This is a genomic window from Streptomyces sp. NBC_00096 (assembly GCF_045041305.1).
Lineage (GTDB): Bacteria > Actinomycetota > Actinomycetes > Streptomycetales > Streptomycetaceae > Streptomyces.
This window is the reverse complement of the sequence record NZ_CP108221.1, coordinates 1,809,474-1,822,979: the sequence shown is the minus strand read 5'-3', so window position 1 is coordinate 1,822,979 and position 13,506 is coordinate 1,809,474. Positions and strand designations below refer to the sequence as shown.

Genomic DNA, 13,506 nt, shown 5'->3' with positions numbered 1-13,506 from the left:
CCCCTACCCCGGTACGTCGGCCAGCGCCGACTCCAGCTGCGCCAGCAGTGGCCGCGCGTTCATCCTGCGGCAGCTCGACAGGGTCTCCTCCAGCACCGCCCGGGCCGCCGGCGCGTCCCCCGAGGCCAGCAGCGCACGGGCCAGCGGGGGCGCCGCCAACGCCCGCACCAGGCTCTGCCCCGACCGGCGGCCCAGCGCGTCGGCCTCCCGCAGGTGGCGCAGGGCCCCCGCCGTGTCCCCGCGGTCCTGGGCGATCCTGCCCAGCCCGATCCGGGCCGCGCTCTGCCCGGCCAGATCGCCGGAACCCAGGGTGAAGGCCAGCACCTCCCCGAAGCCGGCCTCCGCCTCGTCCAGCCGGCCCAGCAGCCGTTGCGCGTCGGCGACCCAGCGCAGCACGCACATCCGGGGCCAGGCCGCGCCGCCCAGCACCGCCACGGCCAGGGCCTCGCGCAGCACCTCCAGGGCGCGTTCCGGCTCGCCGCGCGCGAGCAGCACCTGACCGGTCCCGCGCAGGGCGTGCGCCTGGCCGTAGCGGTCCCCGGCCGCCTCGAAGACGGGCGCGATGCGCCGGCAGCGCCGGGCCGCCTCGTCGAGCCGGCCCTGGATCCGGGCGAGGTAGGAGAGCAGCCAGCCCGCGTACGCCGCCCCGTGCGCGTCCCCCAGCTCCTCGAACAACGCCTCGCCCGCGCTCAGCATCGCCCGGGCCGGACCCCACTCCTCGCGGCAGGTCCGCAGCCTGCCCAGCCCGACCAGCAGCACCGCCTCGCCCGTGCGGTCGCCCACCGCGCGGGCCGCCCCGAGCCCCGCCTCCTGGACGGCCTGCCAGCCGGCCAGGTCGCTGCGCAGGTCGAAGAGGTACTCGCCGCCCGCCGCGAGCTCCCAGCAGGCGTACGGGTCCACCCGCGCGGCCTGCCGCACGGTGGCGACCAGCGCGTCCCGTTCCGCGCCGAGCCAGCGCACCGGATCGGCGCGCGGCCCGGCGAGGACCGCCGGGTCGGGGACCCGGGCGGCCGTGCGGCCGCCCAGCCCGGGGTAGTCCAGGCCCTGGTGGGCGCGCCGGCCCTCCCGTACGAGCGCCACCCAGCAGGCGAGCACCCGGCGCACCACCGCTCCGTCCTGCCGGGCCAGCTCCCGGCCGAAGGCGCGGACCAGGTCGTGCATGCGGTAGCGCGGCCGGCCGGTGCCGTCCGGGCCGGACACCTCCAGCAGGTGGGCCGCCGTCAGGGCGTCGAGCGCCTCCTCCGCAGCGGGCAGGGGCCGGTCCAGGACCGCCGCCGCCGTCCAGGCCGCGCAGTCGGGGGCGTCGAGCAGCGCGAGTCCGCGCAGGAGCGCCCGCGCGTCGGGGGGCAGTGCGCGGTAGCTGAGCCGCAGCCCGGCCCGCACCCCGTCGAGCACGTCCAGCCGGGCCCGCTCGTCCTCCAGCCGCGCCACCAGGTGGGCCGGCCCCCGGTGCGGGAGCGCGGCCAGCTCGGCGCCGACCACGCGCAGCGCGAGCGGCAGCCGCCCGCACAGCCGGACCAGCTCACGGGCCGCCTCCGCCTCGGCGGCGATCCGTTCGGGGCCGGCGGCCAGTGAGAGGAGGGCGAGGGCGGCCGGCTCGTCGAGGAGGGGGAGCGAGAGGGCGACCCTCCGCTCCAGCCCGCCGAGCCGGTACCGGCTGGTGACCAGCACGCCCGGACCGCCCGTCCCCGGCAGCAGGGGCCGCACCTGCCCGGCTCCCGCCGCGTTGTCGAGCACCACCAGCACCCGCCGGTCCGCCAGCAGGCTCCGGTACAGGGCCGCGCGCTCCTGCGGATCCGCGGGCACCGCCGGACCGTCCACGCCGAGGGCGCGCAGGAACCCGGCCAGCACCTCGGCCGGATCCGCCGCGCCGGCCGGATCGGCGCCGCGCAGGTCCACGTGGAGCTGCCCGTCGGGGAACTCCCCGCGCAGCCCGTGCGCCACCCGCAGCGCGAGCGCGGTCTTCCCGATCCCGGGAGCCCCGGTGACCAGACAGACCCCGCCGCCCCCAACCAGCCCGCGCCGCAACACCTCCACCTCCCCCTCCCGCCCGGCGAACCCCCCGGGCCCGATGGGCAACTGCGCGGGCGGCCCCCACCCGCCCCCGTCCCGCTCGGCCCGGCCCGGGCCCGGCGTGCCCGTCCCGGGCCGGGCCCGCCGGGCCCCGGCGGCTCCGGCCCGCACCGGGTCCGGTGCGTCCGTCCGGGGCCGGTTCCGGTTCGCCCCTGGCTCCGTGTGGTGGGCTCGTCCCCGTGCCGGCCGGGGCCGCCGCTGCGCGGGCCGCCCGATCGAGGCCGGGTCCGGCCCGGCGGGGGCGCCGTGCGCGGGCGGGGTCCGGTCGGCCGGGTCCGGGAGGCGCAGGGCGGGGGCGTCGATGAGGATCGCCGCCTGCAGGGCGGTGAGGTCCGCCCCCGGGTCCAGGCCCGCCTGCTCCGCCAGCCGGCGCCGGGCCGCGGTGTACGCCGCCAGGGCTTCGCCGCGCCGCCCCGAGCGGTGCAGGGCCAGCATGTGGAGCTCCACCAGCCGTTCCCGCAAGGGGTGTTCGGCGGACAGGCCGGCCAGCTCCGCGCAGACCAGGGCGTGCCGGCCGAGCGCGAGGTCCGCGGTCAGCGCCCGCTCCACGCAGTCGAGCCGGTCCTCGGCCAGCCGGGCCGACGCGGCTTCGAAGACCCGCCCGCGAAGTCCCGCCAGGGCCACCGGACCCCGCCACAACTCCAGTGCCCGGTGCAGGAGTCGGCGGACCTCGCCCGGGTCCGGGCGGGCCTCGGCGGCGCGGCGCAGGAGCGCGAAGTCCCGTACGTCCAGCTCCGCCGCGACGGCGGGATCCGCCGCACCCGCCGTGCCTACCGCACCCGCCGTGCCTACCGCACCCGCCGTGCCTACCGCACCCGCCGTGCCTACCGCACCCGCCGTGCCTACCGCGCCCGCCGGGTCCGCAGGGTCCATCGGGTCCACCGGGTCCACGGACAGGGTGAATCCCGCCTCCGTGCGCGCCACCGGCACCCCCGCACGCCGCAACACCCCCGCCACGTTCTGCAGTTGCTCGTGCCACGTCGCCGGCGGGTCGCCCCACACCGCCGCCGCCAGCCCGGCGGCCGGGACCACCCGCCCCGCCTCCAGCGCCAGTGCCGCCAGCACCCGCCGGCCGCGCGGTCCGCCGGGCAGGGGCCGGCCGCCGTCCAGGGTGATGGCGACGGGACCGAGCAGTGAGAAGACGAGGGGCATCGCGCACTCCCTGACACCGCGTCCAGGACGGATGGCCGACGGATGGGCGGCCGGTGGGCCGAGATCGTAGCGTCTGCCCACCCGGCCGGAGCAGGGGTGCCACACATTCCGCTCCGGCCGGGGAGCGCCGGGGCGCAGCCCCCACGTCTCCGCGCCCCGGCGCTCCGGCGCTCCGGCGCTCCCGCCCCCGCCCACCGCTCCGAGAGGACATGCCCGATGCGTTCCCGCACGCGCACCGCCGCGCTGCTGACCGCCGCCGTGCTCGGCCTGGCCGGTCTCACCGTTCCCCAGGCCACGGCCCAGGCCCCGGCCCAGGCCCCCGCACGGGTCACGGGCTCCGCCGCGTCCCCGCCCGCCGGCCCGGCGGTCGCCGTGGCGATGGGCGACAGCTTCATCTCCGGCGAGGCCGGCCGCTGGCTCGGCAACACGGACCGCTACGACGCCGGCCGCAACGGCACCGACCGGGCCTGGACCGGCGGTTCGAAGTACGACCCCGCCAAGGTCTACGGGGCCACCGGCGCGGTCGGCGGCTGCCACCGCTCCGACGTCTCGGAGATCACGGGCGCCCCGCTGCCCGGCATCGACCAGCGGATCAACCTCGCCTGCTCCGGAGCCGAGACCGTCAACGTGCTCAGCGCCGCGAAGGGCGGGCAGCCCTACAACGGCGAGGCCCCGCAGACCGACCAGCTGGCGGCGCTCGCCAGGACGAAGCGGGTCAAGGTCATCGCGCTCTCGATCGGCGGGAACGACCTCGGCTTCGGCCAGATCATCGGCGACTGCGCGTACGACTGGTACTTCAGGCGGCTGTGCTGGAAGAAGCAGGCGCCGGTGGTGGAGCAGAAGCTGCCCGGGGTGAAGGCCAAGGTGGCGGCGGTCGTCGACGACATCCGCGCCACCATGCGGACCGCCGGGTACGCGGACGGCGACTACCGGCTCGTGCTCCAGTCCTACCCGTCACCGATCACGGGCGGGGAGTCCTTCCGGCTCTCGCAGAACGACTCGGACCGGATGTTCAAGGACGGCTGCCCCTTCAACGACCGCGACGCGGACTGGGCGGCGTACACGCTGGTCCCGCAGATCGGCGCCATGGTCAAATCGGTGGCCGTCGGCAAGGGCACCGACTTCATGGACCTGAAGGACGCGCTGGCCGGGCACGAGGTGTGCGCGCTCGGCACGGAGCAGGTGGGCCCGGGCGGGCCGGACCCGCGTGAGCACGAGTGGTTCCGGTTCCTGGACTACACGAACACCCAGGGCACGCTGGAGGAGTCCATGCACCCCAACGCCTACGGCCAGCGGGCGATGGGCGCCTGCCTGGGCCTGGTGAGCGCCGCCGCGGCCGGCCGGTACGAGTGCACGCAGGACTGGTTCGGCAACGGGGACCCCGGCCAGATGCGGATCCGCCCGGCCTAGTGCGGCGACCTGGGGCCCGCAGGAGGGGGCGGGGGCGGGGCCCGGCGCGTGCGACGCCGGGCCCCGCCCCCGTGCTCAGCACACGTTCGGGTGCGCGATGTCCAGCACGAAGCGCTCCGGGGAGTGCAGCGTGGACGAGGTGTAGGCGGGCTGGGTGTCGAAGGCGGCGCCGAAGGTCACGTACCCCTCGTAGTCGCCGGTCAGGGCGATGCCCTTCAGCTTGGGCAGGTAGGTCCTGAGGAGCTTGGGACCGAGGTAGACGTTGTGGCCCGCCTCGTCGTGTCCGGCCGCCGGGTGCAGGCGGATCTCCAGGAAGTACCGGCCGGCCAGCGGGACCGGCTTGCCGGACCCGTCGTAGACCAGGTGCGCGACGGGGGTGACGGTGACGGCGGGGACGTATCCCTGCAGGTCGACGACCACGCGGTCGTACGTGCAGTGCCCGCCCCAGCGGGCGTTGACGACGAGCGGGGTTGCGGAGGCGGAGGCGGTCGGCGCGGATGCGGAGGCGGTGGCGGCGGATGCCGGTGCGGCGAAGGCGAGGGTGGCGGCGAGCAGCGCGCCCGCCCCCAGTGCGGTGGCCTGCCGGCGGCGTGGACGGTTCATGGCGTCCCCTCGATTCTCGAGAGACGGGGACCGGTGTCACCGCTGAAGACGCTCCCGGTACGTCCGTGGTTGCACCGGATTCGGCCCGCGGACGCAGCCCACCGGGCGAGTCGCTCCGGACTCAGCCCGGCAGCAGCGCGCTGAGCTCGGCGTCGAGGTCGTAGTGCCGCTGCTCCTGGCCCCGCGGCACCATTTCGGTCAGCCGCCGGCACAGCTCCCGTACGTCCTTGGCACGGGCGGACACCACGCAGGACTGCTCGCCGTTGCTGAAGGCCAGGAAGACCCGCGGCTCGGTGCCCTTCCAGCGCGGCCACACCTGTATGTCGCCCTCACCGGTGGCGCAGACCTGGCCGTCGAGCAGCAGCTCCCGCGAGAACACCCAGTGCGCCAGGTGCATGCCGGCCCCCTCGAAGTCGAGGGAGATCTCGTAGGGCCGTGCGGTGCGGTACACGAAGACGCCGCGTACCGGGATGGGGGCCGGTGCGGCCTCCAGTCGCAGCGGGAGGACGCGGTGCTCGGTGCCGGTCATGCGGGGGCCTCTCTCTCGGGGTGGGGCCTCGTCGGTGGACGCGTGGCACGCCCACTCGGGCAAGCTAGCCCACCCCCGGCACGCTTCCGGCGGCCAAAGGTCCCATCCGGCGGGGCCGCTCGACCCGTTTTCGCGCAACGCGGCCGAGCCCGCCCTCCGGGGGTGTGGACGCGACGTCGTGTCCCCACCCGTCCACCCACTTGCCCGGGGCGGGGAACGACGCGGGCCCCGGCGCCAAGCGCCGGGGCCCGCATGCGATCAGCCGGAAGGCGTCAGCACTCGATGACGTTGACCGCGAGGCCGCCGCGGGCGGTCTCCTTGTACTTGACCTTCATGTCGGCGCCGGTCTCCTTCATGGTCTTGATGACCTTGTCGAGGGAGACCTTGTGGCTGCCGTCGCCGCGCATCGCCATCTTGGCCGCGGTGACGGCCTTGACCGCCGCCATGCCGTTGCGCTCGATGCAGGGGATCTGGACGAGCCCGCCGACCGGGTCGCAGGTCAGGCCGAGGTTGTGCTCCATGCCGATCTCGGCCGCGTTCTCGACCTGCTCCGGGGTGCCGCCCAGGACCTCGGCCAGCGCGCCGGCCGCCATCGAGCAGGCCGAGCCGACCTCGCCCTGGCAGCCGACCTCGGCGCCGGAGATCGAGGCGTTCTCCTTGAAGAGCATGCCGATCGCGCCCGCGGCCAGCAGGAAGCGGACCACGCCGTCCTCGTCGGCGCCCGGCACGAAGTTCATGTAGTAGTGCAGGACCGCCGGCAGGACGCCCGCCGCGCCGTTCGTCGGGGCGGTCACGACGCGGCCGCCGGCCGCGTTCTCCTCGTTGACGGCCATCGCGTAGATCGTCGCCCACTCGCTGCGGTGCATCATCGGGTCGCCCTCGGTGCGCAGCTGGCGCGCCGTGGAGGCGGCCCGGCGCTTGACCCGCAGGCCGCCCGGGAGGATGCCCTCGCGGGACATGCCGCGCGAGACGCAGGCCTGCATGACCCGCCAGATCTCCAGCAGGCCCTCGCGGATCTCGTCCTCGGTGCGCCAGGCCTTCTCGTTCTCCAGCATCATCGAGGAGATCGACAGGCCGGTCTCGTTCGCGAGGCGGAGCATTTCGTCGCCGCTGCGGAAGGGGTACTTCAGCGGGGTGTCGTCGAGCTTGATCCGGTCCTCGCCGACCGCGTCCTCGTCCACGACGAACCCGCCGCCGACCGAGTAGTACGTCTTCTCCAGCAGCGGGGTGCCCGCCTCGTCGTACGCGAAGAGCGTCATGCCGTTCGCGTGGTACGGGAGCGAGCGCCGGCGGTGCAGGATCAGCTGGTTCGGCTCGTCGAAGGGGATCTCGTGGCCATCGCCTATCTCCGCGCCGAGCAGGCGCAGGCGGCCGCTCTTGCGGATGCGCTCGACCTCGGCGTCGGCGTTCTCCACGTCCACGGTGCGGGGGGAGTGGCCCTCCAGGCCCAGCAGCACCGCCTTGGGGGTGCCGTGACCGTGTCCGGTCGCGCCCAGCGAGCCGAAGAGCTCGGCACGCACCGAGGCGGTCTGGGCGAGGACGCCGTCCTTCTTGAGCCGGGTCACGAACATGCGCGCGGCGCGCATCGGTCCGACGGTGTGGGAGGAAGAGGGACCGATGCCGATCGAGAAGAGATCGAAGACGGAGATGGCCACGGTTGCGGACTCCTATGTCTGCTCGTGGGTGGAAAGCGGGGCAGGAGGGGTGGATCTGCGGATTTTGTCCGGCAGACGAGCTTAACGCGGTGAGGTGAACAGCTCTGCTGCCGGACGCATCGTGCGGGAGGGGATCAGGCGTGGGTCAGTTCGCGCTCCGGTGTACCGGCCGTGCCGGCCTCCCCGGCGTGGGCGGCGTCCAGGACCGGGTCCGGGCCCGGCAGGCCCGCGTGGTGGGCCTTGACCCCGGACCGTACGGCCCAGAAGTAGAAGCCCAGGGCCGAGAGGCCCACGACGGCGATGTCCACGCCGCCCGGGATGAGGCCGTGGCCGCCGAATTCCTTGCTGCCGAGCGCCGACAGCGTGCCCAGCCACAGCAGGAAGGCGATCATCCACCAGGCCGGGGCGAACTGCCCGGCCAGGTTCTTCTCGCCCTTGCGCTTGAGCACGACGGCCGCGATCGGGGCGGCGACCAGGGTGAGGAGCACCACCTTGCCGGTGTCGGGCCACTTGGACCAGTACAGGGCGCAGGCGGCGAAGGCGAAGGTGACCGGGCAGAGGATCTTGGCAGCAGGGAGGCGGAAGGGGCGCGGCAGCCCGGGCTTGGTCTGGCGGAAGACGCCGACCGCGATCGGGCCGATCAGGTACGAGACCACCATCGCGGCGGAGACCACGCTGGCCAGGGCCTCCCAGCTGTGGCCGACGGTGACCAGCAGCAGGATCGAGAAGCCGAGGTTCAGCCACATCGCGGGACGGGCGGTGCCGTACTTGGGGTGGACCTCGCGGATCTTCTTCGGGAAGAAGCCGGTGTCCGCGAGGTTCTGCGCCATGTAGGAGGCGGAGGCGACGTTGCCGATGTTGGCGCCGGACGGCGAGATGAAGGCGCCGAACTGGAGCATCGTGACGACCCAGTGCAGCATCAGCATCTTGGCGAGGTCGGCGAACGGCGAGGAGAAGTTGATGCCGCTCCAGCCGCCGGCCTCGGCCAGCTTCTCCGGCGGGACGCCGCCGATGAAGGCGATCTGCAGGGCCAGGTAGATGACCAGGCCGAGGGAGAGCGCGCCGACCAGGGCCAGCGGGATGGCGCGGCCGGGGTTCTTGGCGGCGCCGCCGAGGTTGACGACGGCCTGGAAGCCGTTGAAGGCGAAGACGACACCGGAGGTGGTGACGGCGGTCATGACCGCGGACCAGCCGTTGGGGGCGAAGCCGCCGTGGTCGGTGAAGTTCCCGGTGTGGAAGCCGGAGGCGATCAGGGCGATCACGGCGAGCACCGGGATGGCGAACTTGACCAGGGTGAGCAGGTTGTTCGCCTTGGCGAGCAGCGCCACCGACCAGTAGCAGGCCAGCCACAGCGCCACGGTCAGGAACAGGGCCATCGCCATGCCGGAGGTGGTCAGGCCGCCGTTCTCGACCAGCCCCTTGGCCCAGCCGAAGTTCCAGGACGACATGTACTGCGTACCGGCGATGGACTCGATCGGGATCAGCGCGGCGATGGCGATCCAGACCGCCCAGCCGGTGATGAAGCCCAGCACCGGCCCGTGCGAGATGGTGCCGAAGCGGGCCATCGAGCCGGGCAGCGGATAGGCGGCGCCCACCTCCGCGTACGACATGGCGATCATGCCGATGAAGACGGCGCCGATCACCCAGGCGACGATGGCCGCCGGCCCGGCGACCGCGGCCGCCTGGCCCGCGCCGAAGAGCCACCCGGAGCCGAAGATCGAGCCGAGCCCGATCATGATCAGGGCGAAGAGGCTGAGCCCCTTCCTGTTGGCCGCGCTCATGTCCATGAGGTGTGCTGTCCGTCCTGCCTGGGGGTGCGGTGCTTCCTTTATTCGGAGCCTATTTGCCGTTTTTTGGGTTATTCAGTGGCAATGGGCCGCACCCACCGGGGGCTTTGGTCATGAGAAGGGCCCGGCCCTGTGCAAAACAGTGCCGGGCCCTCCCCAGGCCGGTGCCTAGAGCGTCGGGTACAGCGGGAACTTCGCGGCGAGCGCAGAGACGCGCGCCTTCAGGTCGTCCGCGTCGTAGGCGGGCTTCAGCGCCTGCGCGATGATCTCGGCGACCTCGGTGAAGGCCTCTGCGTCGAAACCGCGGGTGGCCAGCGCCGGCGTACCGATCCGCAGACCCGAGGTGACCATCGGCGGCCGCGGGTCGTTCGGGATGGCGTTGCGGTTGACCGTGATGCCGACCTCGTGGAGGCGGTCCTCGGCCTGCTGACCGTCCAGCTCGGAGTTGCGCAGGTCGACCAGGACCAGGTGCACGTCGGTGCCGCCGGTGAGGACGTCCACGCCCACGGCCTTGACGTCGTCCTGGACCAGACGGGCGGCGAGGATCTTCGCGCCCTCCAGGGTGCGCTCCTGGCGCTCCTTGAACTCGGGCGAGGCCGCGACCAGGAAGGAGACCGCCTTGGCCGCGATCACGTGCTCCAGCGGGCCGCCCTGCTGACCCGGGAAGACCGCGGAGTTGATCTTCTTGGCCAGCTCCTGCGTCGACAGGATGACACCGCCGCGCGGACCGCCGAGGGTCTTGTGCGTGGTGGTGGTGACGACGTGGGCGTGCGGCACCGGGTTCGGGTGCAGACCCGCGGCGACCAGGCCGGCGAAGTGCGCCATGTCGACCATCAGGTACGCGCCGACCTCGTCCGCGATGCGGCGGAAGGCGGCGAAGTCCAGCTGGCGCGGGTAGGCGGACCAGCCGGCGACGATCAGCTGCGGCTTGGACTCCTTGGCCAGGCGCTCGACCTCGGCCATGTCGACCTCGCCGGTCTCGTCGACGTGGTACGGGACCACGTTGTAGAGCTTGCCGGAGAAGTTGATCTTCATGCCGTGGGTCAGGTGACCGCCGTGGGCCAGGTTCAGGCCCATGATCGTGTCGCCCGGCTTGATCAGCGCGAACATCGCGGCCGCGTTGGCCTGCGCACCCGAGTGGGGCTGCACGTTCGCGGCCTCGGCACCGAAGAGCGCCTTGATGCGGTCGATCGCGATCTGCTCGACGACGTCGACGTGCTCGCAGCCGCCGTAGTAGCGGCGGCCGGGGTAACCCTCGGCGTACTTGTTGGTCAGGACCGAGCCCTGGGCCTCCATGACGGCGACCGGAGCGAAGTTCTCCGACGCGATCATTTCCAGGGTCGACTGCTGGCGCACGAGTTCGGCGTCGACGGCGGCGGCGACGTCCGGGTCGAGCTCGTGGAGGGGAGTGTTCAGTACGGACATCAGGAGTCCCCGGGGATCAGTTGTCGGAGTGGGTGAGCGCGGCGTACTCGTCGGCGGAGAGCAGGTCGCCCGGCTCCTCCGCGACGCGCACCGTGAAGAGCCAGCCGCCCTCGAACGGAGCCGAGTTCACCAGGGACGGGTCGTCGACGACGTCCTGGTTGGCCTCGACGACCTCGCCGGTGACGGGGGAGTACAGGTCGCTGACCGACTTGGTCGACTCCAGCTCGCCACAGGTCTCGCCCGCGGTCACGGTGTCACCCACCTCGGGAAGCTGGGCGTAGACGACGTCACCGAGCGCGTTGGCCGCGAACTCCGTGATGCCGACCGTCGCGACGCCGTCCACGGCGGCCGACAGCCACTCGTGCTCCTTGCTGAAACGCAGCTGCTGGGGGTTGCTCATGACCTGATTCTCCTGGATGCGGTGGAGTGGATGTGAACGGTGGTCTTGCGTGCGGCGCAGGTGCCGAGGTGAGGGGAAGTGTTACTTCTGCCGCTTGTAGAACGGCAGGGCCACGACCTCGTACGCCTCATGCGTACCGCGAATGTCCACGCCGACGCCGGAGGTGCCGGGCGCGGCGTGTGCCGCGTCGACATAGGCCATCGCGATCGGCTTGCCCAGCGTCGGGGACGGGGCGCCCGAGGTGACCTCGCCGACGACCTGGCCGTCGAAGGTCACGGAGAAGCCCGCGCGCGGGACGCGGCGGCCCTCGGCGATCAGGCCCACCAGCTTGCGCGGCGGATTGGCGGCGGAACGCTCGGCGGCGGCCTCCAGCGCGGCGCGGCCGACGAAGTCACCCTCCTTCTCGAACTTCACGACCCGGCCCAGCCCCGCGTCGAACGGGGTGAGGGAGGTGGTCAGCTCGTGCCCGTACAGCGGCATGCCCGCCTCCAGGCGCAGGGTGTCGCGGCAGGACAGACCGGCCGGGACCAGGCCGACGCCCTCGCCCGCCTTGGTCAGCGCCTGCCACAGCTCCACGGCGTGCTCGGGGGCGACGAACAGCTCGAAGCCGTCCTCGCCGGTGTAGCCGGTACGCGCGATCAGCGCGGGCACCCCGGCCACCGTGCCGGGCAGGCCGGCGTAGTACTTCAGACCGTCCAGGTCGGCGTCCGTGAGCGAGGCGAGGATGCCGGGGGACTCCGGACCCTGCACCGCGAGCAGCGCGTACGCGTCGCGGTCGTCGCGGACCTCGGCGTCGAAGCCGGCGGCGCGCTCGGTGATCGCGTCGAGGACGACCTGGGCGTTGGAGGCGTTCGCGACGACCATGTACTCGGTCTCGCCCAGGCGGTAGACGATCAGGTCGTCGAGGATCCCGCCGTCCTCCTGGCAGATGTGCGTGTAGCGGGCGCGGCCGACGCCGACGGTGGAGATGTTGCCGACCAGCGCGTAGTCCAGGACCTTGACGGCCTCGGGGCCGGTCAGGGTGATCTCGCCCATGTGGGAGAGGTCGAACAGACCGGCCTTGGTGCGGACGGCGTTGTGCTCGTCGCGCTCGCTCGCGTACCGCAGGGGCATGTCCCAGCCCGCGAAATCGGTCATGGTCGCACCGAGGGAACGGTGCAGCGCATCGAGGGCGGTCAGGCGGGGGGCAGTGCTCATGGGTGTGGCTCCCGGGTCCCAGGGCATGACATGACGAGGAGGAGTTCCTCCCCATCTGTCATCGGAACCTGAGAGGTTCGCCGAGAGTTCCCCGCTTCCAGGGGAAGGTCTTCGACTTGCACCTTGGGTGGAGCCGACGCCGGTGCCCTCACGGGCGGTGACGCGGCTCGCTTTTCAGATCTGCCTCATCCACGCGGTACGGGGCCTGAGAGATTCAAGGGAGGTACTTGCTCCTTCGGCGCCCGGGCACCGCCTTGCGGCGTGCCGGGACTCTCCCGCGCGGATTCAAGCGGCCGGTATGCAGTTGGTGTCCAGATGGCGCACATCATTGCACGGCGTGCGGCCGAATGGGGGAGGGGGTCCGGAAGCGGAGCGAACCGGAGCGGAACCGGAGGTCCCGGATTACCGTCTCTTTACACTCAGGGGGACCGGGTCCTGGTGACCCGGCGCGGGGGAGGCGATCACTGTGCGGAGATTCGGAGTACTGGCGATTACGGGTACGGCCACCGGCGAGGGCGCGGTGGCGGGCGTGCCGACGCAGCGCGGAGCCGTACGGGCGCAGGGCGCTGCGGGGGCGGCCGCGGCCTCCGGCCGCCGGCCCGCCCCGGTGGTACGGGACCTGCGCGGACCCGGCGGCCCGCGGTGGCTGCGGTTCGCGGACGGGGACATCGTGGTCGTGTCCGGACTGCCCGGCGGCGGCAAGAGCACTCTGATCAGGCGGGCCGCGGACGGCGGCGGCATCGACTCCCAGGACGCGCGCGAGCGCTGGGAGCGCCGCATGCCGGCCGCCCTGCCGTACGCGGTGTACCGGCCGGCCGTCCGGATCGCGCACTACTGGGGACTGTGGCGGGTGCTCCGCTCCGGCGCCCCGGCCGTCGTCCACGACTGCGGTACGCAGAGCTGGGTACGGGCCCTGCTCGCCAGGGCCGCCCGGCGGCGCGGCCGCGCACTGCACCTGGTGCTGCTGGACACCACCCCCGAGGAGGCCCGGGCCGGGCAGGCGGCGCGGGGCCGGGGCGTCTCGGCGTACGCCTTCGCCCGGCACCGGGGCGCGGTGGCCCGGCTGCTGCGCGAGGCCGAGTCCGGCCGCCCGCCGGCCGGCTGCGCCTCGGTGACCCTGCTGGACCGCCCGGCGGCGTCCCGGCTGACGGAGATCGGCTTCCACTGAGGGCGGCGGCCACGGGCCACGGGCCGGGGGCCGTGGCCGGGGCCGGGGCCGGGGGCACCCGAGCCCCCGGCGGGGCCGTCGGGGACGCCCGTTAACCTCGGGCGAGA

Annotated in this window: 10 protein-coding genes and 1 riboswitch; of the genes, 2 read left to right on the top strand and 8 right to left on the bottom strand. The window is 73.6% G+C overall.

What is annotated here, in order from left to right:
• Nucleotides 1-3: 3 nt before the first annotated feature.
• Nucleotides 4-3,225 carry an AfsR/SARP family transcriptional regulator gene (locus OG904_RS07560; RefSeq protein WP_405488626.1) on the bottom strand — a complete coding sequence of 1,074 codons (3,222 nt, stop codon included), beginning with the start codon at nt 3,223-3,225 and terminating at the stop codon, nt 4-6.
• A 216-nt stretch (nt 3,226-3,441) separates the two neighbouring features.
• Between OG904_RS07560 and OG904_RS07555 the strand changes: the two genes are divergently transcribed.
• Nucleotides 3,442-4,635, top strand: a complete 1,194-nt coding sequence (locus OG904_RS07555; protein ID WP_405488624.1) for a hypothetical protein — start codon at nt 3,442-3,444, stop codon at nt 4,633-4,635.
• A 75-nt stretch (nt 4,636-4,710) separates the two neighbouring features.
• On the opposite strand, the gene OG904_RS07550 is transcribed toward OG904_RS07555, so the two are convergent.
• The 7 genes from OG904_RS07550 to gcvT form a co-directional block, all read right to left on the bottom strand.
• On the bottom strand, nt 4,711-5,238 hold the full coding sequence (locus OG904_RS07550) for a hypothetical protein (protein WP_405488622.1): 528 nt from the start codon (nt 5,236-5,238) through the stop codon (nt 4,711-4,713).
• A 121-nt stretch (nt 5,239-5,359) separates the two neighbouring features.
• Nucleotides 5,360-5,767 (bottom strand): SsgA family sporulation/cell division regulator, encoded by a 408-nt coding sequence (locus tag OG904_RS07545; protein WP_405488620.1) that lies wholly within the window; start codon nt 5,765-5,767, stop codon nt 5,360-5,362.
• A gap of 272 nt (nt 5,768-6,039) precedes the next feature.
• Nucleotides 6,040-7,422 (bottom strand): L-serine ammonia-lyase, encoded by a 1,383-nt coding sequence (locus tag OG904_RS07540; protein WP_405488618.1) that lies wholly within the window; start codon nt 7,420-7,422, stop codon nt 6,040-6,042.
• Nucleotides 7,423-7,556: 134 nt separating this feature from the next.
• On the bottom strand, nt 7,557-9,209 hold the full coding sequence (locus tag OG904_RS07535) for an APC family permease (protein WP_405488616.1): 1,653 nt from the start codon (nt 9,207-9,209) through the stop codon (nt 7,557-7,559).
• A 168-nt stretch (nt 9,210-9,377) separates the two neighbouring features.
• Nucleotides 9,378-10,634 carry a serine hydroxymethyltransferase gene (gene glyA / locus OG904_RS07530; protein ID WP_266881241.1) on the bottom strand — a complete coding sequence of 419 codons (1,257 nt, stop codon included), beginning with the start codon at nt 10,632-10,634 and terminating at the stop codon, nt 9,378-9,380.
• A gap of 16 nt (nt 10,635-10,650) precedes the next feature.
• Nucleotides 10,651-11,034: a glycine cleavage system protein GcvH gene (gene gcvH, locus OG904_RS07525; protein ID WP_405488613.1), complete on the bottom strand. Its 384-nt coding sequence runs from the start codon at nt 11,032-11,034 to the stop codon at nt 10,651-10,653.
• Between the two features lie 81 nt (nt 11,035-11,115).
• Nucleotides 11,116-12,231 (bottom strand): glycine cleavage system aminomethyltransferase GcvT, encoded by a 1,116-nt coding sequence (gene gcvT, locus OG904_RS07520; protein WP_405488611.1) that lies wholly within the window; start codon nt 12,229-12,231, stop codon nt 11,116-11,118.
• A gap of 184 nt (nt 12,232-12,415) precedes the next feature.
• A riboswitch (glycine riboswitch) is annotated at nt 12,416-12,519 on the bottom strand.
• A gap of 202 nt (nt 12,520-12,721) precedes the next feature.
• Between gcvT and OG904_RS07515 the strand changes: the two genes are divergently transcribed.
• Nucleotides 12,722-13,399: an AAA family ATPase gene (locus OG904_RS07515; RefSeq protein WP_405497845.1), complete on the top strand. Its 678-nt coding sequence runs from the start codon at nt 12,722-12,724 to the stop codon at nt 13,397-13,399.
• Nucleotides 13,400-13,506 lie beyond the last annotated feature (107 nt).